This is a genomic window from Arthrobacter sp. B0316-5-4, assembly GCF_059090325.1.
This window is the reverse complement of sequence record NZ_JBNHFN010000001.1, coordinates 310,031-334,433: the sequence shown is the minus strand read 5'-3', so window position 1 is coordinate 334,433 and position 24,403 is coordinate 310,031. Positions and strand designations below refer to the sequence as shown.

Here is a 24,403-nt window from a genome sequence, read left to right as displayed (position 1 = left end):
CTTCAGATCCGCAGTAAAACAGGGCAGAATGCGTCGTTCCACCGGCATCCTGTCCAGGTGTCCACAAGGTGGGGCCCGGCCAAATGTTTTTTGTCGGTACGAGTCAGTACGGTAGATACATGAGTTATACGGAGTCCCCGGCACTGGCCAACCACCTTATGGACACAGTCTTGCCGGTCCGACCAGCAATGGTGGACCGCGGTTCGGCCGCCCGTATGAAGCCTGGCATGGTCGAGGAACTCATCGCTTCCGGTAGTGCCCGGGCCATGGTGATTTCGGAGCGCAAGGCGCTGCTCACCGAGAGCGGCCTTTGGTTTGGTGACGCAACGACGCTGTGGAACGCCCTCCAGGAAGCCGACGCCGGTGCTGTCACGGCCATCTACCTCGGCACCACCCTCACACCGTCGTCGTTGGCGGAAGGCACTCCCGTCCTGCTGTTCACAGTGAATCAGCCCCTCGCTCCCGGCACGTTGGCTGTGCCTTCGGATGTCCAGTGGGCCGGCTTCCGGGAGGTTGCCGCACGGCTGGACGCCATCGATACTGCCTTGTTCATCGAGGCCAGCGCCATTTCCAACTGGCACGCAAACCACACGCATTGCCCCAAGTGCGGAAATCCCACTGACATCGAAGCCGGAGGGTGGGTTCGGCGATGCCCAAAGGACAACTCGGAGCATTATCCCCGCACTGATCCGGCCATCATTGTCACCGTTGTGGGCCCGGACGGGCGGCTCCTCCTTGGCGGCGGCGGACCTGCCGATGCCAGGAACTACTCCACCCTTGCAGGATTCGTGGAGCCGGGCGAGTCCTTGGAACAGGCTGTCGTGCGCGAGATCGGGGAAGAAGTGGGCGTCCGTGTGACCGCCTGCCAGTACCTCGGATCGCAGTCCTGGCCTTTCCCCGCCTCGCTCATGTTGGGGTTCACGGCCACGACGGACGACGCCGTGGCGCGGCCCGACGGCGTCGAGGTCACCCGTGCGCGGTGGTTCAGCCGTGAGGAACTGCAGGAAGCGGTCCTTAGTGGCGAGATCACCATCTCCACGCGCCTGTCCATTGCACGCTCCCTGATTGAGCACTGGTACGGCGGCGTCATCGAAGACCTCCAGCCGTGACAGCAGACCTTTTCGACGCCAGTACCTCCCTTGAGGAACGCATCCTGGGTGGCCTGGATGAAGAGCAGCGCGAAGTTGCCAGTACCTTGACAGGTCCCCTGTGCGTCCTGGCCGGCGCGGGCACCGGCAAGACCCGGGCCATCACGCACCGCATCGCCTACGGTGTGCACTCGGGCGTGTACAGCCCCCAGCGACTGTTGGCTGTCACGTTCACCGCCAGGGCCGCCGCTGAAATGCGAAGCAGGCTTCGAGACCTCGGCGTTGCCAATGTCCAGGCCCGAACGTTCCACGCCGCAGCCCTGCGGCAGCTGCAGTTCTTTTGGCCCCAGGCTATTGGCGGCACGCTGCCCAGCCTGTTGGACCACAAAGCCAACATGATCGCCGAGGCCTCCCGCAGGCTCCGCCTCAGTACTGACCGTGCCTCCATCAGGGACCTGGCTGCCGAGATCGAATGGGCCAAGGTGTCCATGCTGACACCCGCCAACTACCTGGAAAACGCCCAAGGCAGGGGAACCCCCGGAGGTTTCGACCTGACGGCAGTGTCCCGGGTGTTCCAGGCGTACGAGGATATCAAGACGGACCGAAACGTCATCGACTTCGAAGACGTCCTGCTTATCACTGTGGGGATCCTTCAGGAAGACCCGAAAGTGGCAGCAACCGTCCGGGAGCAATACCGCCATTTCGTGGTGGACGAGTACCAGGACGTTTCGCCCCTCCAGCAAAGGCTCCTGGACCTGTGGCTCGGGGGTCGGGACGAGCTCTGCGTGGTGGGTGACGCCAGCCAGACCATCTACTCCTTCACTGGGGCTTCGCCAAAGCATTTGCTCGGATTCAAAGCGAAGTTCCCGGGCGCTACCGTCGCCAAGCTCATCAGGGATTACAGGTCCACCCCGCAGGTAGTGAAGTTGGCGAATGAGCTCCTTGGCTCGCGCCGAAGTGGAGGCCCGGCGGCTGACGCTGCCTGGGCCCCGCCGCTGCAGCTCATCGCGCAGCGCCCAGCCGGTCCGGAACCGCGGTTCATGGAGTGCCCTGACGACGAAGCGGAAGCTGCCGTCGTGGCGGGCCGAATCCAGGAATTGCTCAATACCGGGGTCAAGGCCAGCGAAATAGCCATCCTCTTCAGGACCAACGGACAGTCGGAGGCTTACGAACAAGCACTGGCTTCAGCCGGGATCGGCTACCAGCTTCGCGGCGGTGAACGCTTCTTCGCCCGAAAGGAAGTCCGGGACGCAATATTGCAGTTGCGTGCCGCTACCCGTGCCGTAGCCGAGGGCCCCCAGGAATCGCTGGGCCAGGTGGTACGGGATATCGTCGCCTCGCTTGGTTACACCGATGCGGCCCCACATAACGGGGGAGCCCTGCGGGAGCGGTGGGAGTCCTTGGCCGCGTTGGTCGCGCTGGCCGACGAACTTGCTGTGAGCCGGGGGGAGTCCTTCACCTTGGCCGAATTCGTCAACGAGCTCCAGGAGCGGTCGGTTGCACAGCATGCTCCCACCGTTCAGGGTGTCACGCTGGCCTCACTCCACGCTGCCAAGGGCCTTGAGTGGGATGCCGTCTTCCTGGTGGGCCTCAGCGAAGGCTTGATGCCGATTTCCTTCGCTGACACTCCTGAGGACGTGGACGAAGAGCGCCGGTTGCTCTACGTGGGCATCACCCGTGCGCGTGAGCACCTCACTATGTCGTGGTCCACCGCGCGTACTCCGGGTGGCCGGGCCAACCGGAAACCCTCGCGCTTCCTCGATGGGCTTCGTCCGGATTCGGTGGCTTCCGCAAATGCACGCAGCAAGTCGGGTCCTGTGCGGCGCAAGGCTGCCGCCCCGGCGTCGTGCAGGGTGTGCGGGAGCATGCTCGCCACCGGAGCCGAGCGGAAAATCGGGCGTTGCAACCAATGTCCTCCCACGTATGAGGAGCAGACTTTCGATGCCCTGCGGCAATGGCGTAAGGAAGAGGCCCAGTCGGCGGACGTGCCTGCGTATGTCGTTTTCACCGATGCGACGTTGACGGCGATTGCCGAGGCACGGCCTTCCTCCCTTGAGGAGTTGGCAGGCTTGGCGGGTATTGGCCCCTCCAAACTTGAGCGCTACGGTGAGGCTGTATTGGCTGTGCTCGCTGAGAGCACTGAGCTCTGATGGGGCGCCCTTCTTCGGCCGCGGCCGGCATCCCGTTGGTCACTGAAGATGGCGCTCCGGTGGTAGTACGGAGGTCGGCCCGCAGGCGCAGGACGGTCGCTGCCTTCTGGGAAGACGGCAATGCTGTTGTGGCCATTCCGGCGAGCTTCACCACATCCCAGGAACGCGAATGGGTGGGGCGCATGCTGTCCAAACTCAAGAAGCAGGGGGAGCGCCAGGCAGGTGCCGGCAGGCGACGTCCTGCGACGGACCAAGCACTGGCGAGTCATGCCGCGCATCTTTCGCGGACGTATCTTGGCGGGCGGGCAGTTCCGACGTCGGTCCGCTGGGTTGGAAACCAGAACTCGCGTTGGGGTTCAGCTACTCCGGCGGATGGCACCATACGGCTTTCGAACAAGCTCCAGCCCATGCCGCAGTGGGTCATCGACTATGTCCTGGTGCACGAACTCGCCCACCTGCTCGTCGCCGGACACAATGCCGACTTCTGGCGGTTGGTGGAGGCTTATCCGGAAACGCAGCGCGCCAAGGCTTTTCTGGAAGGTGTGGCCTTCGCTACGTCCCGGGGGCTGCCGAGCGGCGCGGACAGCAATGGCCACGACGAGGCGGCCAGCGACGACTGCTGATTCAGCAGGAGCTTTTAAGGCAACAGTGGCCGCCCCGGGAAGGGACGGCCACTGTTGGTACTGCCTACTTATTCGGTGACTGCGGATCGGTGTCGTCCGTCTCCGGCTCGTCCTCCGTTGTCCCGCGGGGGGAGTCCGGTACTTCCCCACCATCGGTGTCGTATCCGCCGTTCAGCAGCTTCTGCAGGGCGTCGTCCACCTCGCTGTCGCTGGCCTCGGCGAGTCGCCGCCGCTCGGAGAATCCCTTGGGATCGTCCAGGTCCTCACCAGTAGGGAGCAAGTCGGGGTGGTGCCAGATGGCGTCGCGGCCGGCGATGCCACGTTCTTCCTTCAGCGTTGCCCAGAGAGTCGCAGCTTCCCTGAGTCGTCGGGGACGGAGTTCCAGTCCAACCAAGGACGAGAAAGCATGCTCCGCCGGGCCGCCCGTTGCCCGACGGCGACGGACCGTTTCTCGTAGCGCTGTGGCGGACGGCAAGACGTTGGCGGTGGCTTCTGCCGTTAGTTCATCCACCCAGCCCTCGACAAGGGCGAGTGCCGTTTCGAGCTTTTCAAGTGCGGCCGTCTGGACGGGTGTGCGTTCAGGCGTGAAGACTCCCTGCGACAGGGCTTCCTGAATTCCCTCGGGGTTGCTGGGATCAAGGTCGCGGGCCAGGTCTTCGATACGCGACATATCAATGTGGATGCCACGGGCATAAGCCTCAATGGCACCGAGGAGGTGGCCCCGCAGCCAGGGAACCTGTACGAAGAGGCGGGCATGTGCCGCCTCGCGGACCGCGAGGAAGAGCCGGACGTCGTTCTCCGGGAGGCTGAGGCCTTCACCGAACTTCGATACGTTGGCGGGGAGCAAGGCCATTTCAAGGTCGGCCAGCGGAACACCGATGTCTGTGGAGCTGACCACTTCGGCGGAGAGTGCACCGATGGCTTGTCCCAGCTGCATGCCGAAGATCGCTCCGCCCATGTTTTGCAGCATGGACGAGGCACCGCCCATCATGGACTTCATTTCCTCGGGCATCTGCTGGGTGAGCGCGTTGGACAAAGCATTGGCGATGCTGTTCGCCACCGGCTCTGTCAGTCGCTTCCACGTGCCAAGGGTGGCTTCAACCCACTCGGCCCTGGACCAGGCACGGCCAATGAGGCCGGTGGCGGAAAGATCGGTGACGGGATCGAGCCAAAGCTCTGCGAGCCGAAGCGCCTCGTCGATTTCCTTGGCTTGGTGGGCGCTGACGGAGGGATCACTGCCAGCGGCCGCGACACGCCGCGCATTCTCGTGGGCAAGCTGCCAGTTGACCGGGCCGTCGGAGGACGAGCTCATCATGGCCTGGACCTGCGCGAACATCTGCTGAAGGAGCTGGGGATCGTTGGGCAGTCCCGCCGCCTTGGCCAGCTCAGCGGGATCGATGTTGCCCATGCCCTGCCCGCCCATCAGGTTCTGGAGCATTTCTGCCAGCGGATCCTGGGGATTCTCGTCGTCATTGGACGGATTGTTGGGGTTGGAAGTCATGGTGCCGCCGATCGTCGAACTGGCTGGTGATCTCTTTCACCGTACCGCGCGGGCCCAACGCTGTCTGCCCGGATGGGGCGTCGTTCGCTGTAGGCAAAGCAGTGCCACAACGTCTGAACGCGTACTGTTGATGCTTGGTATATATGCCGCCGTCGCCTTCGGCGGCCGGAGCCATGTAACCGGAAACGCAATGCCGGCATAGAGAGGTCCCAATGCTTACTTCGCCCAGCCCCGAGGGCTCATTGGACCCGCGTCAAGTGCACGACGCCGATCCCTCCTCCGTGCCTCCGGCACCTCCCCGGGACATCCGGTTCATGGTCATGGTTATCTCCGGCCTGTTGGCTGTGGGTCTTGGAGTCGGCGCCGCGGCCCTGCCCGTGCCGTACGTTATTGAGTCAGCCGGTCCCACCTTCAATACGTTGGGTAAGGACGGCGACAAGCCGGTCATCACTATCTCCGGCCGGGAGTCGTTCCCTGCGAGTGGCAACCTGGACCTCACAACGGTGGTCATGACCGGCGGCCCCAAGAGCCCGGCCACGATCTTCGATGTCTTCCGTGCGTGGGTGGACCCTTCCAAAGCCATTTATCCAGAGGAACTCATCTACCCCAAGGGCACAACCGCGGAGCAGACCGTCCAACAGGGCGAAATCGCCATGGAGACGTCCCAGGAGAATGCTGTTGCCGCGGCGTTGCGGGAGCTGGATATCCCGTTTGAACAGCGGCTGACCGTCGCTGGCCTGTCCGACCCGTCGCCGTCGACAGGGAAGATCCAGGAAGGCGACCGCCTGATCTCCATCAACGGCAAGACCATTACGTCCATGGGCGTGATCCAGGCGGAACTGGCCGCTGCGGCGGGAGCCCCTGCCGCCGTCGTCGTTGACCGGAAGGGCACCCAAGTGACCGAAACCGTCACGCCGACCAAGAACGATGCCGGGCGTTACGTCCTGGGTGTGCTGCTCGCAAGCGACTTCACGTTCCCGTTCGAGGTGCGGATCTCGCTGGATAACGTCGGCGGGCCGAGCGCCGGAATGATGTTTGCCCTGGGGATCGTGGACAACCTCACACCAGGCGACCTCACGGGCGGCAAGCATGTAGCTGGTACTGGAACCATCACTGCCGACGGTGCTGTGGGGCCGATTGGCGGCATTGCCCAGAAGATGATCGGAGCGCGCAGCCACGGGGCAACCATGTTCCTTGCTCCGGCGGCCAATTGTGCCGATGTCGTAGGCCATGTGCCGGACGGTTTGCAGGTGGTCAAGGTCGAAACGCTCGCCGACGCGACCTCCGCGGTGGAACGGCTTGCGTCGGGGCAAGACACGGCGGGCCTTCCCACCTGCACAAACAACTAGACTGACGGTGGAACTTAGCTTTACTGCCACTCGTGGCATATATGACGGCCTCCGCCATATCCCAGCGGCAGAGAAAGTCAATCACTCGCACACCGACTGTTCACTGACACCAATGAGGTACAGAGTTTGTCCCGTCCCGCCAGCTCCAACCCGCCCGGAAGATCACCGCTGAGACGAGGTGCCCTGACGCCGACGCTCATTGTCGTGGCAGTGGCCGTCGTCGGGTTCATTTTCTTCGCCAACGTCTGGACTGACGTCCTCTGGTACCAGCAGCTCGGCTTCTTCGAAGTTTATCTGCGCGAAAACCTTGCCCGGATCATTACTTTCCTCATTGGTTTCGCGATGATGTTCGCAGCCGTGTTCTTCGCCATCCGGATTGCGTACAGGTCCAGGCCCGTCTACGCTCCCGACGCCGAGTCCAGGGACAACCTCAACCGCTACCAGGCGCAGCTTGAGCCTGTCCGCCGCGTGGTCATGATCGGCCTGCCTATCCTCTTCGGCCTCTTCGCCGGCAGTGCGGCCGCCAGCCAGTGGCAAAAGGCCCTGTTGTTCTTCAACCAGGAACCCTTCGGCCAGACAGATCCGCTGTTCAACCTCGACATCAGCTTCTACCTGATGACGCTGCCGTTCTTGGGATTCGTCAATGGATTCCTCATCAGCATCGCCGTTGTGGCTGGTATCGCGGGCATCCTGACGCACTACCTTTACGGCAGCATCCGGCTCATGGAACGCGGCATCTTCACCAGCCGCGCCGCCCAGATCCACATCGCCGTGACCGGTGCCATTTTCCTGGTTCTCCTTGGTATCAACTTCTGGCTGGACAGGTACACCACAGTCCAGAGCAACTCAGGCCGCTGGGCCGGCGCCCTCTACACCGACGTCAACGCGGTGGTTCCCACCAAGGCCATCCTTGCGGTAGCCGCAGCGCTCGTGGCGATCCTCTTCATCATCGCCGCAGTCATCGGACGCTGGCGCCTGCCGGTCATCGGTACGGCAATGCTGGTCATCACAGCCATCCTCGCCGGTGGCGTCTACCCGTGGGTCATCCAGCAATTCCAGGTCCGGCCTTCGGAAAATACCCTGGAAAAAGACTTCATTGACCGCAACATCAAGATGACACGCGCGGCCTACGGCCTGGACAAGGTTGATGTGTCGGCTTACAACGCCACCACCAACGCAACTTCCGGTGCGCTGGCCGCGGACGCCCAAACAACGGCGAACATCCGGCTCCTGGACCCGAACCTCATCTCATCGGCGTTTGCGCAGCTTGAACAGTTCCGCCCTTACTACCAGTTCCCGCAGACCCTCAACGTCGACCGCTACGTGGTGGACGGCAAGGTCCAGGACACAGTGATCGCGGTTCGCGAACTGAACCCCGATGGCCTGAGCGCCAACCAGCAGACCTGGGTCAACAGGCACATTGTCTACACGCACGGATATGGCGTCGTTGCCGCAAAGGGCAACAAGTTCACCGCGGACGGCAAGCCGGAGTTCCTTCAGTCAGGCATCCCGTCCAACGGCGTACTCGGCAACGACACGTCGTACGAGCCGCGCATCTACTTCGGCGAAAATTCCCCGGAATACTCCATCGTGGGAGCCCCTGATGGTGCCCCGAACCGTGAGCAGGACCGACCCGTTGGCCGCGAAGGCGGGGGCGAAACGCAGTACACCTTCAACGGCAATGGCGGCCCGAACGTTGGTAATTGGCTCAACCGGATTCTTTACTCCATCAAGTTCCAGTCCTCTGACCTGCTGCTCTCGGATGGCGTCAACGCAGAATCGCAGATTCTCTATGACCGCAACCCGCGCGAACGCGTTGAGAAGCTGGCCCCCTACCTGACGGTGGATGGCAACGCCTATCCGGCCGTCGTTGATGGGCGGGTTAAGTGGATCGTCGACGGTTACACCACCAGCCAGTACTTCCCGTACTCGCAACCGCAGCAGCTGCAGAACGCCACCGCCGATTCGCAGACCAACGCCGGCCGTACCGTCGCTCTGCCCAACAGCTCCGTGAACTACATCCGGAACTCGGTCAAGGCAACTGTGGACGCCTACGACGGCTCCGTGAACCTGTACGCATGGGATGACCAGGACCCCATCCTGAAGGCATGGCAGAAAGTCTTCCCGACGGTCATCAAGCCCTTCTCTGAAATGTCGGGCGACCTTATGAGCCACGTCCGCTACCCGGAGGACCTTTTCAAGGTCCAGCGTGAACTGCTTGGCCGTTACCACGTCACGGATCCAGACAGCTTCTACCAGAACAACGATGCCTGGAGCGTCCCGAACGATCCCACCGTTTCGGAAGCCGTCAAGCAGCCACCGTTCTACATGTCCTTGCAGATGCCGGACCAGGACAAGCCGGCCTTCCAGCTGACGTCCTCGTTCATCCCGCAGACGGTCAATGGCAGTGCGAGGAACATTCTCTACGGGTTCTTGGCGGCCGACTCTGACGCCGGAAACGTCAAGGGCGTGAAGGCGGACAGCTACGGGCAGCTAAGGCTCCTGCAGCTACCTACCGACACGCAGGTACCCGGGCCGGGCCAGGCGCAGAACAAGTTCAACTCCGACCCCACCGTGTCCCAGGCTTTGAACCTCCTGCGCCAGGGTGCCTCGGATGTGTTGAACGGCAACCTGCTGACCCTTCCGGTGGGTGGCGGCCTGCTTTACGTTCAGCCGGTCTACCTGAAGTCGACGGGTGAGACGTCCTACCCAACGCTCCAGCGTGTCCTGGTTGCGTTCGGTGACAAGATCGGCTTCGCGCCCACACTGGATGAGGCACTCAACCAGCTGTTCGGCGGAGACTCCGGCGCTTCGGCCGGCGATGTCGCAAACAATGGACAGACGCCCACTGCTCCTCCGGGCACCACCACGCCCCCGGCGGGCCCCAGCGACGCGAAAGCGGATCTGAAGGCAGCCCTGGATGATGCCAACAAGGCCATCCAGGAGGGGCAGGCAGCCTTGGCCAAGGGCGACTTTGCCGGCTATGGTGCCCAGCAAACCAAGCTCTCTGAGGCGCTGAAGAGGGCCGTGGACGCTGAAAACCGCTTGGGTGCTACTCCTGCACCAACCACGACGCCGGGAGCTACTCCGAGCGCGACCCCGTCGCCTTCGCCCAGTAGCTAAGAGCAGCGAGCACGGCTAGGGCCGGTGCCAGCCCCTTTTGGGGCCGGCACCGGCCCTTGCTCGTGCAGGGAGATGCAGATCACGTAGCCAGGATTTGGTCTGCCATTCACCGGACGGTAATGTTGTTCTTGCGACGCGGGGTGGAGCAGTTCGGTAGCTCGCTGGGCTCATAACCCAGAGGTCACAGGTTCAAATCCTGTCCCCGCAACTGGAGAAAGGTCCGGATCAGTAAACACTGATCCGGACCTTTTGTTTTGCCCCGGAAACTTGGCGCGACGCTCGCTCAGGTTCCGCCTGCTTGGGCGCGACGCTCGCTCAGGTTCCGCCTGCTTGGGCGCGACGCTCGCTCAGGTTCCGCCTGCAACGGGGGAGTGACCGTGGTATCCGGGCGTGATCTGCGGCACCTTATGGGCTGGCTGGTCAGATGCACTCCGAAGGTGCGGTAGAGTTGTTCTTGCGACGCGGGGTGGAGCAGTTCGGTAGCTCGCTGGGCTCATAACCCAGAGGTCACAGGTTCAAATCCTGTCCCCGCAACTGGAGAAAGATCCGGATCAGTAATACTGGTCCGGATCTTTTGTTTTAAGGGCTGGCTGGGTCACCGATGCTAGCATCGAAGCCGACTGGCTGCGCAAGGAAACACGTTGCCGCCTGACGAATCCCAGACTGTGCCAGGAACAGAGGAGACGGCCCCGTTGGTCAATGAAGACCCCCACCCTGACCTTGAGCGTCGGCTCCTTCAACGGGACAGCCCTGTTGCCGTCTACCAGCAGGTGGCCGATGTCCTGACGGAACAGGTCAGCCGTCTGGAACCGGGGGCCCGAATACCCACGGAAGAGTCCCTCATGGAGGAGTACGGGATCAGCCGTACCACCGTCCGAAAAGCCATTGAAAAGCTCGTAGTCAAGGGTCTCTTGATTCGCAGGCAGGGCAAGGGCACGTTCGTGATGGCCCAGCGGCCGGTCAAGATGCTCAATCGCCTGGCGCCCTTCATGGAGACTTTTACGGCGGCCGGGATGAAGACCGTCAAGGGACTCATCGAATATAAGTGGATGGAGAAGGACCAATCGGTGCCAGCCAAGCTGGTCTCCGACGACAATCTTGTCCTGGTCATTCGCCGCTCGTACTCAAGTGCGGGCTGGCCCTACGCCATAGCTGAGATATTCATACCGTCGCACATTGGACGCCACATCAGCCTTGCTGATGCGGAACGAAACTCGATTTACCAGGTCATCCAGGACAGGACCCTTAAGCCACTGCAGCGGGCCGAAATCACGGTAACGATGCATGCGCCCCCAGAGCACCTCGCTGACGCGCTGAACGTACGCGGGTTTCCCATGGTCCCCCGCCTGGAACGGACCACGCTCGGACCCCACGGCGAGGTCCTGGAGTGCACGGTGACCTACTTCCACCCGAAAGGTTTTGAAATCCGGGCGGAAGTGGCAACGGACGTCAGCCCAGGCCAGGACCAACCGCTACCCGCCGCCTAGTTGCACTGCAGTCCTAAAAGGGGCGACAAAAAAGTGGGTGGGATCCGTGTACGGTTCCCACCCACTCTTATGTTTCAGAAGGGTGCCGGAATGAATGTGCCGGCGGCTTCCTAGAGCTTGTCGAAGTCGGCTTCGTCGACGGTCGACCCGCTCGAGGCGGGGGTGCCAGCGCCGATGGCAGGCTTGGCGCCGCCTGACTTGAGGGCTGCGAGGCGGGCCTCGATTTCGGTCTGCTCGCCCAAGTCCTCCAATTGGTTGAACTGTGCGTCAAGGCTGGAGCTGGCAAGCTCCTGCTGCCCGAGGACCTTGGCCTCTTCGCGGCGGATCTTCTCTTCGAAGCGGCCTACCTCGCTGGTGGGGTCCATGATGTCGATGCTCTTGAGGGCATCGTGTACCTGCGACTGGGCAGCGGCGGTCTTCGAACGAGCAACGAGTTCATTGCGCTTGGCGGTCAGCTGGTTGAGCTTGTTCTTCATCTGGTCAAGCCCGGTCTTGAGCTTGTCCACAACCTCGGTCTGGGAAGCGATGCTCGGCTCTGCCGTCCGCGCCTCGGATTCGGCAGTCATCTGCCGTTGGATGGCCACCTTGGCGAGGTTGTCGAACTTCTGGGCATCCGCGGCGTCACCGGCAGCGCGGTATTCGTCTGCCTTGCGTGATGCGGCGAGGGCTTTGTTGCCCCAGTCCTGGGCGTTCTTGATGTCCTCGTTGTAGTCCGCCTGCAGCATCCGAAGATTGCCGATGGTCTGGGCCACCGCTGACTCGGCCTCGGCAATGTTGTTCGTGTAGTCGCGGACCATCTGGTCCAGCATTTTCTGAGGGTCCTCTGCCTGGTCGAGCAAGGCGTTGATGTTGGCCTTTGCCAGCTGGGAGATCCGACCGAAAATGGACTGCTTAACCATGGTGTTGCCTTTCGTCCTGCTCAGTGAATGCCCACTGAAATCAGTGATCAGTTGTTGTACCGCTTCTATTCGGGGCACGAACCCCGCTTAGTTTGTAGGTCTAGAAGCTGCCGGAATCGCCGCCACCGAAGTCGCCGCCACCGCCACCGAAGTCGCCACCGCCCGAGTCGCCGCCGAAGAAACCTCCGCCGCCCCCGCCGTCGTTGTGGCCACCACCCCAGCCACCTCCGCCGCCGTTGAGGATGGAGTTGATGAGAATTCCGCCGAGGATGGCTCCTCCGAGGCCGCCTCCGCCGCCTCCGCCACCGCCGAACATGCCACCACGGCCGTAACCCTGGTCCGCGTAGCCGAACTGGTCGACGTCCGACTGGGCAAGTTGGGCTGCCTGGGCAGCGAGTGAATGGGCCTGTTGGGCGTAAGTGAGGGCCGTAACTGGATCATTCCGGGAGATCGACAGGGCATAATCCAGGTTTCGCTGGGCCTCAGCCAGACGTGTGCGTGCCTCCGTGCCCACGCCGCCACGCCTGGCCGTTATGTAGTCGGACGTTGCGCTGATCTGCGCCTGCGCGGCCATGATGGTCTGCTGCAGCGAAGCCTGTGCGCGGCGCGCTTGCTCCTGCTGGTCCCGAATGCCGGACAGGGACTGGTCCAGCGCCTGGTGCGCAGACTCAACGCGGCTGAGTGTTGCAATGGGATCGATCTTTCCGCCTTGGATCTCGGTTTTCACCTGCGCCAAGGCGGCTTCGACACCGGCGACGGGTCCTGCGAGTTCAGGATGTTCCCCGGACTGGATCATGGCCCTGGCCTGGGCGAGGTCCTGGCTGGTTTCCGCGACTGCACCTTCAAGGGAGGAGCGGGCCTCGTCGAGGCTTCCGGCGGTCTTCGAAATGGCGTCAATCAACACGTTCGTTTGGTGCAGGCTTTCCTCTGCGGCGCGAACAGCGACGGCGGCGAGGCTGTTCTCGCCTGCAGCCAACTTCTCCTGCGCGGCCGTGGCGGCGTTCTGCACAAAGGCCAGCCGCTCCTTGGCCTGGAGGATGTTATCCGATACCTGCGTCAGGGCGGACTCGGCATACTTCGCGCGAAGGCCTTCAAGCGACTGCTCAGCGTTGGCAATTTTGGAATCTGCCTCCTTGGCACCGGAATTGACGGCGGCCAAAGCCTGCGGAGCGTTTTTCTCCAACTCCCGCAGCGAGTCGAAGTCGGCTTTTTGGTCGCGGAGGGACGCCAATGCGGCCTCGGACCGGCGAATGATCTCTCCAAGCCAGGTCCGTTGCTGCTCTTCAGTGTCGGGAATATGGTCGTCGAGCTGCTGCTGCAACTTGAACGACTCAGTCATGTGGTTCTTGGCCTCTTCCAAGGCCTTGGTGAAGTTGCCAATCGCGGAGTCGCCATATTGTGCCTGCGCGAAGCCGAGTTCCTGCTCGCTTGACTTGATGGCGTCATCGGCCTCAATCAGCAGCGAACCGCTCTTCTGCCTCAGCTCGGGGATGCTCAGGCCGGCCAATGGGTCAAGCTGTTCGCCCTGCGGACCGTAACTTGCACTGACCGCCTTGGTACCGGCCTTCTTGCGGCGGTTCCGGAGGTAGAGGTACGTGCCGGCACCGCCTGCCGCTACGACGCCGACGCCAACCAGGACGCCGACCCCAGCGTTACCGCTGGGCACAGTTCCACTGCCGCCGCCAGCTGCATCACCGATAGCGGCTGCGGTATCGATCGCGGCCTGGGCAAAGTCCTTCTTGCCTCCGGCCAGGTTCGGCAACACGGCATTCTGTGCGATGGCGGATTGCTTGGAGTAAATGGCGCTCCCGGAGTTCAGGGCGAAGTTGTACTGGCCAGCCTTGGAGATCGCTAGAATGGCGTCCGGCTTGCCCATGCCCCTGTTGTCGGCAACGGCCTTTGTCCACGCCTTGGGATCCGAAGGATTCGTGAACGAGTCCACAGTCACCACATACAAGTTGTATTTGTGGTCCTTGAGCGTCTTTTGAATAGCGTCCTGTACTTCACCCTTGCGGCTGCCCAGGAGATTCGCATCGTCCACGATGTTCTGCCCGGACGGTATCGTCACGGGATCGGCAGCAAAAGCCGCGCCGGCCGGCAAGGCCAACACTCCGGCCACGCCAATGACAGCGAGTACGCGTTTAAATATTGACCGCATGTGCAACCCTTCAGCACGTCTGCGACTGGAACAAGGCGTACCAATCGTCACAGAATGCTCAGCGCCCCCACGCATGGTGTAAAGCCGCAGGTCGCTGTGGCAATTCCTCTTGATTCTATGGTGCACCCCATAGCCCGTCCACAGCGTTGAATATGCCACCAGCGAAATATAGGAGAAAGCAGGGTTGTTGACCCGTTGAGGGCAATCCAGGGAACCCTGGACCAGTCGGCCTGCCCTTTCAGGAAGCTCCCAGCGAACGTCCGCTTTTGTTCCAGTAAATGGGTACATAGTTGATGAAGACGAGGACGAAAGGAAGACCCATGACGGAGAACCCAGCGCAGGGCACCGCACCAGAGAACCGTGAGCCGTCAGAGGCGCGGGCCACTCCGGGCGGGCACAACGATGCCAACGCTACCCAGCAGCAGCCTGCCTGGACTTCAGGGCAAGGTGGATCGGCCCGGGGCGCAGCTCAACCGACAACCCCCATTCCTGCATATCAGCCGCCGGCCGGACAGCACCAGCCCCCGGCACCGAACCCCCACTATTACGGCGCCCCGCAGCAAGGGCCGGCCCGAGCGGCTCAGCCTTCTGCCCAGCCGCAGGATCCGACACAGCGTCCTGCGTACCCCTCGCAGCAGCCTTTCTACGGCGGTGGACAGGCCAACAATCCGGGTTCGCATTTCGGCAACGCCCAGGGACCCCAGCAGGGACCGGGATCGCAGCACACGCCGGGGCACTCGTCAGCAGTCGCCACCAAGCGCAAGCCGGCTTTCGGCGTCGGGACGCTGGTGGCGAGCATGCTCGCTGCTGGCCTGATTGGCGGCGGGGTAGTGGCAGGCAGCAACGCGTTGTGGGACAACAACACTTCGCCGACGGCCGCGACCGGTAGCCAGTCCAGCACGGTCATTGTGAACAACAAGGACGACGTCAACGTCATCACAGCAGCAGCAGCCAAGGCCTCGCCCAGCGTGGTGACCATCAAGGCAACCAGTGGCAACGAAGGCGGTACGGGCTCCGGCATCATCCTCGACGACCAGGGCCACATCCTGACCAACACCCACGTGGTCACGCTGGATGGGGCGACGTCGAACGCGGCGATCGAGGTCCGGACCAGCGATGGCAAGGTGCTCAAAGGCACTGTAGTGGGAACGGACCCGTTGTCTGATCTCGCCGTCATCAAGGTGGATAACGCTTCGGGCCTGGTTCCCGCATCGTTGGGTGATTCTTCAAAGATCAACGTGGGGGACACCGCCGTCGCCATCGGTTCGCCGCTGGGCCTGACCGGGACGGTCACGGACGGCATCGTTTCGACCCTGAACCGGACCATCAGCGTGGCTTCGTCGGCCGCTCCGAAGGAGGGCACAGACAACTCGCAGGGCGGTGACCAGGGCTTCCAGTTCGCACCTCCAGGCGGTGGCCAAAGCCAGTCCACGGCGAACGAGGGATCCATTGCCATCAACGTGATCCAGACTGACGCCGCGATCAACCCGGGTAACTCCGGCGGTGCCCTGGTGAACAGCAAGGGCGAAATCATCGGCGTGAACGTCGCCATCGCCTCCGCTGGCAGTGGCACGTCCGATTCGTCCAGCGGCAACATCGGCGTGGGCTTCAGTATCCCGATCAACCACGCCAAGCGCGTGGCACAGGAGATCATCGATACCGGCAAGGCCAGCCACGGCCAGTTCGGCGTGTCCGTGCGGGCCAAGTCCTCCACGGGCAGTGACTCGAGCTTCTCGGTGGGTGCCGAGGTTGCTTCGGTGACGTCCGGCTCGGCCGCAGCGAAGGCTGGGCTCAAGGTGGGCGACGTCGTTACCAAGTTCGGCGACTACACCGTCAGCGACCCCAACCAGCTGACTGCAGCGGTCCGGGAACAGCCGGCCGGAGCCAAGGTGAAGGTGACCATCCTCCGCGGCGGCCAGTCGCAGGAAGTCGAGGTTACCCTCGACGCCGCCCAGCAGTAAGCGCTGTCCAGCAGCAGGCGCCGCGCAGCAACAGCGCGAAACACAAGTACGACGGCGGGCCGCACCCCTTGGGGTGTTGCCCGCCTCGTCGTCGTACCCGGCCCGGTGGCCCGCAACAGGGGTTAACGCTGGGAGTGGAATTCTGCGGGCAATATGCTTAGCTAGGACGAGCCCACGCGCTGGGCAATTCACGGCCACGCTTCTGCGGTTGGCCGTCCACAAGCATGGAAGGCTGCTTCGAAGACAGTGGAAGAGACATTGAAGATTGTCGTTCTGGTCAAGCACGTCCCGGACGCGCAGTTCGACCGGCACATCACCGGCCCAGACAACACAACCGACCGTGACGAGAGCATCCTGTCCGAATTGGACGAGTACGCCCTCGAGGCCGCGCTGCAGCTCGCAGAAGAGCGTGGCGGTCCCAAAGCCGGTAACGAGGTCATTGCCCTGAGCATGGGCCCTTCGGGGGCCGTCAATGCCGTGAAGAAATCCCTTCAGATCGGCGCGTATTCGGGCGTTCACCTGAGCGATGACGCGTTGGCGGGCTCGGATGCTGCGGCCACGTCGCTGGCCCTTGCCGCTGCCATTGGCCACCTTTCGGCAGATGGCCGACCCGTGGACCTGGTCCTGACGGGCATGGCATCGACCGATGGCGAGACTTCGCTGGTTCCGGCCCAGCTGGCCGAGCGGTTGTCGTACCCACAGGTGACGTTCGCATCGAGCCTGGAAGTGACGGGAGGCCAGGTCCGCGCACGCCGTGACGCCGGCCATTTTTCGGAGACAGTCGAAGCGGGCCTTCCGGCCGTCGTTTCGGTCACGGACCAGATCAACGAACCCCGGTACCCCAACTTCAAGGGGATCCTGGCGGCCAAGAAAAAGAAGATCACTTCCCTGACGCTGTCCGACATTGGGCTGGACGCCTCCCAGGTCGGCCTGGCCGGTTCCTGGACAGTGGTGGAATCGGCTGATGCGCGTCCGCCCCGGACCGCGGGCACCATCATCACAGACGAAGGCGACGCCGGCATCAAGCTGGTCGACTTCCTGGCCGCACAGAAGCTGCTCTAAGGGGATCCCAACCATGGCAAATGCACTTGTTTTCATTGACAACCCGGGAGCCGCTCTCAAGAAGAGCAGCCTGGAGCTCCTGACCATCGCCCGTTCGCTGGGGGAGACCGCCGTCGCAATCACCGGTGAACTGACCGACGACGTCGCTGCCACCCTGGGTGCCTATGGCGCCTCCACAGTGTACCAGCCGTCGCTGGCGAACCTTGACGAATACCTCGTAGGACCGAAGGCCGCGTACCTTGCGGCAGCTGTAAACGCTTCGGGAGCCACCGCAGTGCTTCTCGATAACTCGCCTGAGGGCAAGGAAATCGCAGGCCGGCTCGGCATCAAGCTCAGTGCAGGTGTGATCACGGATGTCGTAGGCGTCGAAGCCGACGGCACTGCGCACAAGTCCGTGCTGGCTGGTTCGTACACCACCACGGCCAAGGCCACTACGCCGGTGACGGTGCTTTCTGTCAAGGCCAACAACGTTGAACCTGTAGCGGCTGCTGAATCGGTTGCCCCGACAACCGCCACGGTGGAGGTTCCGGCCGACGCCGCAGCCAACTCTGCCCGCATCGCCGCCCGGACGGAAAAGCCGGTCAGTGGACGGCCGGACCTCAGCGAAGCCAGGATCGTTGTTGCCGGCGGACGTGGCGTGGACGGGGACTTCGGTCCACTGGAAGAGCTCGCAGACGCCTTGGGTGCCGCGGTGGGAGCATCCCGTGCTGCCACTGACGCCGGCTGGATTGGTCACGATGCCCAGGTCGGCCAGACCGGTGTCACGGTGTCTCCGCAGTTGTATATCTCGGCCGGCATTTCCGGGGCCATCCAGCAGAAGGCTGGCATGCAGACCTCCAAGGTCATCGTTGCCATCAACAAGGACGCCGAGTCACCGGTGTTCGAGATCGCGGACTATGGCATCATCGGCGACCTGTTCAAGGTCCTCCCGCAGGCCACCGCGGAAATCAAGAAGCGGAAAGGCTGATCCCTTTGCCTACTGACGTCCTGTCAGCAAAGAGCCCGTTCGATGCCTCCACGGAGCGTGTCGAGCGGGTGCTTTGTTTTACCGCCCATCCTGACGACATCGATTTCGGCGCTGCGGGGACCATCGCAGCCTGGACTGCAGCCGGTGTCCAGGTCAGCTACTGCATAATGACCGACGGCGATGCCGGCGGTTTTGATCCCGTGGACCGGGAACGCATCATCGAGCTGCGGGCCGAGGAACAGAAACGGGCCGCCGCGTTGGTGGGTGTCACGGACATCCATTACCTTCACGAGCGCGACGGATACCTTGAACCGACACACGGCGTCATCAAGCAGGTTGTGAAGCTGATCCGTGAAATCCGCCCGGACATCGTGCTGACCATGCACCCGGAAAGGAACTGGGACCGCCTCCAGAAGAGCCACCCTGACCACCTTGCCGCAGGGGAAGCAGTGACCCGGGCGGTGTATCCGGCGGTGGAGAATCCCTTCGCCTATCCGGAACTGGCTGAGGCCGGCCTCGAGGCCTACAAGCTGCCCTGGCTCTGGTTTATTTCAAGCCCGGAGGCCAGGGAGAACCACTTCGTGGATGTCTCGGCCCATGTTTCCGCCAAGCTCGACGCCATCCGGGTCCACGCGAGCCAGCACCCTGATGTTGAGGCCATGGAGAGGGTGGTCCGCGGCCTGATGCAGCACAACGGACATCGTGCTGGACTGCCGGAGGGGACCAGCGCAGAGGGCTTCCACGTCGTGTCAGTCAACGGATCCAGCACTATCGCCGGCTTCTGACATTGCCGAGATGTAACCCGTGTCATATGCTTGGTCTCGGTTAAATCATATTTATTCGAGGAAGGCAGACTTTGATGGCGAAGACTGCGCAACAACCCGTACTGGTGATTATGGGAGTCTCCGGTTCCGGCAAATCGACTGTAGCCGGCGTTCTCGCTGGAAAACTTGGATGGGATCTCGCCGAGGGCGACGACCTGCATCCCGAAGCCAACGTAGCCAAGATGCAGTCGGGGCTTGCCCTCACTGATGAGGACCGTTGGCCCTGGCTGGGAATCATTTCGGATTGGATCCGTCAGCGCACGGACGCCGGAATCCCGGCAATCATTACGTGCTCGGCACTGAAAAAGAAGTACCGCGACGTTCTCCGCGGCGAAGGAGTGGTCTTCGTTTTCCTGCAAGGAAGCAAGGACAAGATCTCGGACCGACTGGCCTCCAGGCACGGGCATTTCATGCCACCGTCGCTTCTGGAATCACAGTTTGACGCCCTGGAGGAACCCACCGACGACGAGAACTACATCTCGCTGTGCGTTTCCGCGTCGCCCGCCGAAGAAGCGGATGAAGTCATTGAGCGGCTTGGTCTTCGCCCCGCAGGCGCCAATACCGGAACGAGTGCTTCGTGAAGGCCCTGGAAACTGCGACGGAGGTCCAGCAATGGACCGCGCATGACACGCAACTCCTCGTGGTGGCGGCGTTGGGAATCGCCCTGATCGTAGTGCTGATCGCGAAACTCAAAATGCACCCCTTCCTTGCCCTTGTCCTGGGTTCAGCCTTTGTGGGGCTGGCATCAGGGGTGGAGCTGGGGAAAGTCATCACCAACTTCGAGGACGGTGTGGGCGGTGTCCTGAAGGAAGTCGGCCTGCTGATCGCGCTTGGCGCCATGCTCGGGAAGTTGCTCGCCGATTCCGGCGGCGCCAACCGGGTTGTCGATACTTTGCTGGCCAAGGCCAGCGGCAACAAGCTGGTCTGGATGATCACGCTGGTTGCTGTCATCATCGGCCTGCCCATGTTCTTCGAGATCGGGCTCGTCCTGCTGCTCCCGGTCATCGTGCTGGTCACCCAGCGATCCAAGATGAAGCTGATGCGCATCGCCATCCCGGCCTTGGCAGGCCTGTCGGTGCTTCACGGACTCGTGCCGCCGCACCCCGGACCACTCATTGCCATCAGCGCAGTGAAAGCGGAACTGGGAACAACGCTGGGCCTGGGCATCTTGGTGGCCATCCCCACCGTCATTATCTGTGGCCCGCTTTTCTCACGCCTGGCTGCCCGGTGGGTCCCCGTGGACGCTCCTGCGGTTGCTGGTGGCATTGACACCCAGCACACGGCGGACCTGAGCGAAGTCAAGCGCCAGCCTTCCTTTGGGGTGACTCTGCTGACCATCATTTTCCCGGTGGTTTTGATGCTCTTGAAGGCCTTGGGTGGCATCATCTGGCCCGACGCGGCAACTGGTCCCGGCATCAGGATCTTCTTCGACTTCGTCGGCCAGCCCTTGGTGGCCATGACCCTTGCCGTGCTCCTGGCCATCGTCACCTTCGGGTATGCCGTAGGGTTCACGGGAACCAGGATCACGGCCAAACTGGGGGAGAGCCTTGGGCCGATCGCAGCCATCCTCCTCATTGTGGGTGCTGGTGGCGGTTTCAAGCAGACACTGATTGGCGCGGGAGTCGGAGACGCGGTCAAGAAGTGGGCAGAGGGCGCAAACATGTCCGTCCTGGTCCTGGGCTTCGTCGTCGCTGTGGCCCTCCGCCTGGCCACCGGCTCGGCGACAGTTGCCACGGTGACGGCAGCCGGTATCGTCGCACCCCTTGCCAGCAGCCTGAGCCCAACTCACGCGGCATTGCTCGCCTTGGCGATCGGCGCCGGCTCACTGTTCCTCTCGCACGTCAACGACGCCGGTTTCTGGCTGGTCAAGGAACTGTTCGGCCTCACCGTGGGGCAAACGTTCAAGACCTGGTCCGTCATGGAGACACTGATTTCCGTGGTGGGATTCGGCTTCGTGATGCTGCTGTCGCTGGTGTTATAGCTTCCGGAACGCAGTAAGACGCCCGACGGCGGCCGTCCCCTTGTGGTGGGGCGGCCGCCGTCGGGCGTTAAGTCGGCGCGTCAGCGCTCAAGCGGAAAGAGCTACCACCAGCACCGGGGCTGTGGTGGGCGCTTTCGACCCGCCGGCTGGTTCCACCGTGATGGCTACGGAGGACGCCGAAGAAAGGCCCTTCACAACCGCCGGCTTCGATAGCGTCTGGGCATCCATGGTGCCCTGCGGTACGGGTGCGGATCCGTCCTTCGGCAGCGTCCACAACTGGTAGACCTTGCCCTCAGGCGCGGGTGCAACGCCGTTCATGAGGACCACGAAGGAGTCCTTGGCCGAGGATGCCGAGATGGTGGCTGTGCCGCCGCCGGGAACGGCTGCGGACTGCTTCTGGACGTCCTGCGCCTGCAGGACCTGGTTGACGGGATCGTTCTGGGCGGAGACGTACGACCCCACGCCAATTCCACCAATGGCGATGGCTGCGGCGGCTGCCGCTCCCACAATCCATCGGCGCGCGCCGCCACTGCGGCGTTCTTCGCGCTTCGCCCTCGCGGCCGCGAGTTCGTCGACGGCGGGGCCAGCCGCCGCGGGCGTTTCCGGTGCGGAGGCGGGCTCCGTAGCGGCGTCCTTGGCGATACGGTCCATGATGTTGTCGAAGAGACCCGCGGGCGGTTCTTCCTCGGGCGCGAAGCCGGCGGCGAGTGTTTCGCGGGCCTGTCGGACTCGCTCATGGAATTCAGGACCCTCGGGAGCGGTCTTGACGAAGTCGTCGATGATGGCCCGTTCCTCGTCGCTGACGGCGTCCAGGGCGTAGATTTCCGCCAGTTCAAGGACGCGGCCCTCGGCGAGGTCGGTAGCGATGTCGTTGGCAAACATTCTGCGGATAAAGCCTCCACCAGTGTTTTCACTCATATCAACCCACCCCCAGGCAGGTCTTCAGACGCAGCAGTCCATCGCGGATGCGGGACTTGATCGTGGGAACGGCGGCGCCAAGGTGCTCGGCAACTTCCCGGTAGGTCAGGCCGCCGTAGTAGGCGAGCCTGACGGACTCGCGCTGGGTGTCAGTCAGGGTGGCAAGGCATCGGCTGACGGCCTCGGCTTCGAGGTTGCTGCCTGCCTCCTCGGCCACCAGGTCCCTGTCCGGGTCCAGGCTCGCTGCGCCGTACTTGGCCTCACGATCTGTTGCGGACTGCACGGCACGGACGCGGTCAATGGCACGACGATGAGCGATGGTCATGAGCCAGGCCAGCGGGCTTCCTGCAGCCCGATCAAACTTCGCAGCGCCTTGCCATACCTGGATGAAGACTTCCTGGGTGGCGTCTTCACTGAGGTCCGGGTCAATCAACACCCGCTTGGCCATGCCAAATACCCGGCGTGAAGTGAGTCGGTAGAACTCTGCGAAAGCCTGCTGGTCCCCTGCGGCCACAAGGTTGAGCAGGCCGGTGAGCTGCGAGTTCAGGTCTGTCGCAGTATCGGCCGGCTCGAAGACCGGAGCGGAGGGTTTGTTGGGGATGTCCATCACCGTCCAGCATATGTTGTCCCGTTTGAATCCGGCAGCATGAGCCGTTGGTGTTGCGGGCGCGGCGAGGCAGTGCCTTGTTACCATCACGCTGGTCTGCTGCACGCTCACGTAGGCTCCCTCAGTGAATATCCGGTCCAGGGGTTGTCCCTGCAAAAGGTATTCGGTGCTGTGGGGCCCTTGGATGGGCTAGAGTTTGGCGCCCGCGAATCCGTTCTGCCGCCACGCCTCGAAAACTGCGATCGAGGCTGCATTGGCCAGGTTCAGTGAGCGGAGGGAGGGCTTCATGGGAAGGCGGACGCGTGCGGTGACGTGGGGGTCCTGCTTGAGCCATTCCGGCAGGCCCACCGATTCGGGGCCGAACATGAGCACGTCGCCTTCCCGGTAGCTGATATCCGTGTAGGACGTTTCGCCGTCGGCGGTATACGCGAAGACGCGCTCTGGCTGCAGGGCCGACCAGGCAGCGTCGATGTCCTTATGGACTGTCACGACAGCAAGGTCGTGGTAGTCGAGGCCGGCACGGCGCAGCTTGGCATCGGAAAAATCGAAACCCAAGGGCTCCACCAAATGGAGCTCTGCTCCCGTGATGGCCGCGAGGCGGATAGCGTTGCCCGTATTGCCCGGGATTTCTGGAGTGTGGAAGAGGATGCGGAACACCGTCCCATCTTAGTCAGGCATCCACGGAGCTCCTGCTTGGGCCTAATGCATCCCGCGGAGGAGGCGTGCCAGGACCGGGACCACTACCGTGTTGGGCGCCGGTCCGGAGCTGAGGAACTGCTTCAAGCCCCGGGCAAGTCCTGCGCCGTTGACCACTTCCACCGGGTTGTGGGCAGACTGGCCTTTACCGTACTGGTCGATGACAGGTTCATGGAGGTTGCCGTCCGGGCTGTGCAGGACCACCCAACCGGTGACGTTGAGTTCAGGAAAGATGTCCTGCATGTGGCGGACAATGTGCGCCAGTTGCGGGGGAGCGACGGAACGGCCGCCGTGCCGCAATGATTGGCCGTCCCATGCGTAGGCCCCCTTGGGGAGGAGCATGGAGCCCACCAGTGCAAGCCGGTAGCCGGACAGGACGGCGTGGTCGATGTGGTTGTTGTCCGAGGGCGAACGGAGACCATTGATCAGGCGGGCCGCGGGAATGGCGGTCAGGACTTGCCGGCTGATGAGTTGGACCGTCCTCATTTCGCGTTGGATGCGCGCTTCAGCGCCAAAGATCCCGCGCTTGCGGGGCATGCCGTGGACTTGCTGGGCCGCCTCTGCCGCAGAGATCAGGGGAACCTCGTTGGGGTCCTCAAAGCCGGGCACGTAGACCGGGGGATCACCGGCTGTGTTTCGTTGGGTTTGGGGCCGTTTGATGTTGGTGGTCGATCCCGGGCCAGGTGCGGACGCGCCCGTGTAGTCGCCTGGCCGCGGCTGGCTGACGGTCGACGCTCCGCTGGCGTAGCGGCGGTCGTATTCAGCCCGGCGTTGTGGATCGATAAGTGTCTCGTAGGCCAAGGTCACCCGCCGGAACATTTCCGCTTCTCCGCCGTGATCGGGGTGTGCCTTGCGGGCGGCCTTGCGGTACGCCACTTTGATCTCCTTGTCCGTCGCGGTGACGGAGACACGGAGAACCTGATAGTGCGAACTGCTGCCCTCGGCCAAGCACGGGCCCTTCTCTTATGACGGTCCGCGCAAGAACGGCGCGGCACTGGCAAGTTTATCC

General features: G+C 62.9%; 19 protein-coding genes and 2 tRNA genes. 14 read left to right on the top strand and 7 right to left on the bottom strand.

Going from position 1 to position 24,403, the window contains the following annotated elements; all coding sequences use genetic code 11:
- Positions 1-119: 119 nt before the first annotated feature.
- The 3 genes from nudC to AC5RU9_RS01485 are packed head-to-tail and all read left to right on the top strand — an operon-like array spanning position 120 to position 3,861.
- Complete coding sequence (gene nudC, locus AC5RU9_RS01495) at positions 120-1,109, top strand: NAD(+) diphosphatase (protein WP_494015074.1); 990 nt, start codon at positions 120-122, stop codon at positions 1,107-1,109.
- Positions 1,106-3,238, top strand: a complete 2,133-nt coding sequence (locus tag AC5RU9_RS01490; protein WP_494015073.1) for an ATP-dependent DNA helicase UvrD2 — start codon at positions 1,106-1,108, stop codon at positions 3,236-3,238. The genes nudC and AC5RU9_RS01490 overlap by 4 nt, the downstream gene beginning before the upstream one ends.
- Positions 3,238-3,861 carry a M48 metallopeptidase family protein gene (locus AC5RU9_RS01485; protein ID WP_494015072.1) on the top strand — a complete coding sequence of 208 codons (624 nt, stop codon included), beginning with the start codon at positions 3,238-3,240 and terminating at the stop codon, positions 3,859-3,861. Before AC5RU9_RS01490 ends, AC5RU9_RS01485 begins: the two co-directional genes overlap by 1 nt.
- Positions 3,862-3,925: 64 nt before the next feature.
- Here AC5RU9_RS01485 and AC5RU9_RS01480 read toward each other — a convergent pair whose 3' ends face one another.
- Positions 3,926-5,362, bottom strand: coding sequence for a zinc-dependent metalloprotease (locus AC5RU9_RS01480; protein ID WP_494015071.1), 1,437 nt, complete (start codon positions 5,360-5,362; stop codon positions 3,926-3,928).
- Positions 5,363-5,574: 212 nt separating this feature from the next.
- Here AC5RU9_RS01480 and AC5RU9_RS01475 point away from each other — a divergent pair, with 212 nt between their 5' ends.
- From AC5RU9_RS01475 to AC5RU9_RS01455, 5 genes are all read left to right on the top strand, one after another.
- Positions 5,575-6,711 carry a YlbL family protein gene (locus AC5RU9_RS01475; RefSeq protein ID WP_494015070.1) on the top strand — a complete coding sequence of 379 codons (1,137 nt, stop codon included), beginning with the start codon at positions 5,575-5,577 and terminating at the stop codon, positions 6,709-6,711.
- A gap of 126 nt (positions 6,712-6,837) precedes the next feature.
- Positions 6,838-9,834 (top strand): UPF0182 family membrane protein, encoded by a 2,997-nt coding sequence (locus tag AC5RU9_RS01470; protein WP_494015069.1) that lies wholly within the window; start codon positions 6,838-6,840, stop codon positions 9,832-9,834.
- Positions 9,835-9,968: 134 nt separating this feature from the next.
- Positions 9,969-10,042 (top strand) — tRNA-Met (locus AC5RU9_RS01465).
- A gap of 252 nt (positions 10,043-10,294) precedes the next feature.
- Positions 10,295-10,368, top strand: a tRNA-Met gene (locus AC5RU9_RS01460).
- 107 nt (positions 10,369-10,475) lie between these two features.
- Complete coding sequence (locus AC5RU9_RS01455) at positions 10,476-11,321, top strand: GntR family transcriptional regulator (protein WP_249184912.1); 846 nt, start codon at positions 10,476-10,478, stop codon at positions 11,319-11,321.
- A 110-nt stretch (positions 11,322-11,431) separates the two neighbouring features.
- On the opposite strand, the gene AC5RU9_RS01450 is transcribed toward AC5RU9_RS01455, so the two are convergent.
- Positions 11,432-12,220, bottom strand: a complete 789-nt coding sequence (locus AC5RU9_RS01450) for a PspA/IM30 family protein (protein ID WP_494015068.1) — start codon at positions 12,218-12,220, stop codon at positions 11,432-11,434.
- A 100-nt stretch (positions 12,221-12,320) separates the two neighbouring features.
- A complete protein-coding gene (locus tag AC5RU9_RS01445; protein WP_494015067.1) occupies positions 12,321-14,378 on the bottom strand; it encodes a TPM domain-containing protein in 2,058 nt (685 codons plus the stop codon).
- Positions 14,379-14,698: 320 nt separating this feature from the next.
- On the opposite strand from AC5RU9_RS01445, the gene AC5RU9_RS01440 reads away from it, so the two are divergent.
- The 6 genes from AC5RU9_RS01440 to AC5RU9_RS01415 all read left to right on the top strand — a co-directional run bounded on the left by AC5RU9_RS01440 (position 14,699) and on the right by AC5RU9_RS01415 (position 21,173).
- Positions 14,699-16,339: a S1C family serine protease gene (locus AC5RU9_RS01440; RefSeq protein ID WP_494015066.1), complete on the top strand. Its 1,641-nt coding sequence runs from the start codon at positions 14,699-14,701 to the stop codon at positions 16,337-16,339.
- Between the two features lie 258 nt (positions 16,340-16,597).
- Positions 16,598-17,401, top strand: a complete 804-nt coding sequence (locus AC5RU9_RS01435; protein ID WP_494015065.1) for an electron transfer flavoprotein subunit beta/FixA family protein — start codon at positions 16,598-16,600, stop codon at positions 17,399-17,401.
- 13 nt (positions 17,402-17,414) lie between these two features.
- On the top strand, positions 17,415-18,368 hold the full coding sequence (locus AC5RU9_RS01430) for an electron transfer flavoprotein subunit alpha/FixB family protein (RefSeq protein WP_211714225.1): 954 nt from the start codon (positions 17,415-17,417) through the stop codon (positions 18,366-18,368).
- A gap of 5 nt (positions 18,369-18,373) precedes the next feature.
- Positions 18,374-19,153, top strand: a complete 780-nt coding sequence (locus AC5RU9_RS01425; protein WP_494015064.1) for a PIG-L deacetylase family protein — start codon at positions 18,374-18,376, stop codon at positions 19,151-19,153.
- Positions 19,154-19,227: 74 nt separating this feature from the next.
- A complete protein-coding gene (locus tag AC5RU9_RS01420) occupies positions 19,228-19,773 on the top strand; it encodes a gluconokinase (protein ID WP_211714223.1) in 546 nt (181 codons plus the stop codon).
- The gene (locus AC5RU9_RS01415) at positions 19,770-21,173 is read left to right on the top strand and encodes a GntT/GntP/DsdX family permease (RefSeq protein ID WP_494015063.1); all 1,404 of its coding nucleotides are present in this window, start codon (positions 19,770-19,772) and stop codon (positions 21,171-21,173) included. Before AC5RU9_RS01420 ends, AC5RU9_RS01415 begins: the two co-directional genes overlap by 4 nt.
- 87 nt (positions 21,174-21,260) lie before the next feature.
- On the opposite strand, the gene AC5RU9_RS01410 is transcribed toward AC5RU9_RS01415, so the two are convergent.
- From AC5RU9_RS01410 to AC5RU9_RS01395, 4 genes are all read right to left on the bottom strand, one after another.
- Positions 21,261-22,091 (bottom strand): anti-sigma factor, encoded by an 831-nt coding sequence (locus AC5RU9_RS01410; protein WP_494015062.1) that lies wholly within the window; start codon positions 22,089-22,091, stop codon positions 21,261-21,263.
- Position 22,092: 1 nt separating this feature from the next.
- A complete protein-coding gene (gene sigK, locus AC5RU9_RS01405; protein ID WP_494015061.1) occupies positions 22,093-22,698 on the bottom strand; it encodes an ECF RNA polymerase sigma factor SigK in 606 nt (201 codons plus the stop codon).
- A 189-nt stretch (positions 22,699-22,887) separates the two neighbouring features.
- On the bottom strand, positions 22,888-23,355 hold the full coding sequence (locus AC5RU9_RS01400) for a tRNA (cytidine(34)-2'-O)-methyltransferase (protein WP_211714220.1): 468 nt from the start codon (positions 23,353-23,355) through the stop codon (positions 22,888-22,890).
- A gap of 42 nt (positions 23,356-23,397) precedes the next feature.
- Complete coding sequence (locus AC5RU9_RS01395) at positions 23,398-24,342, bottom strand: J domain-containing protein (RefSeq protein WP_494015060.1); 945 nt, start codon at positions 24,340-24,342, stop codon at positions 23,398-23,400.
- Positions 24,343-24,403 lie beyond the last annotated feature (61 nt).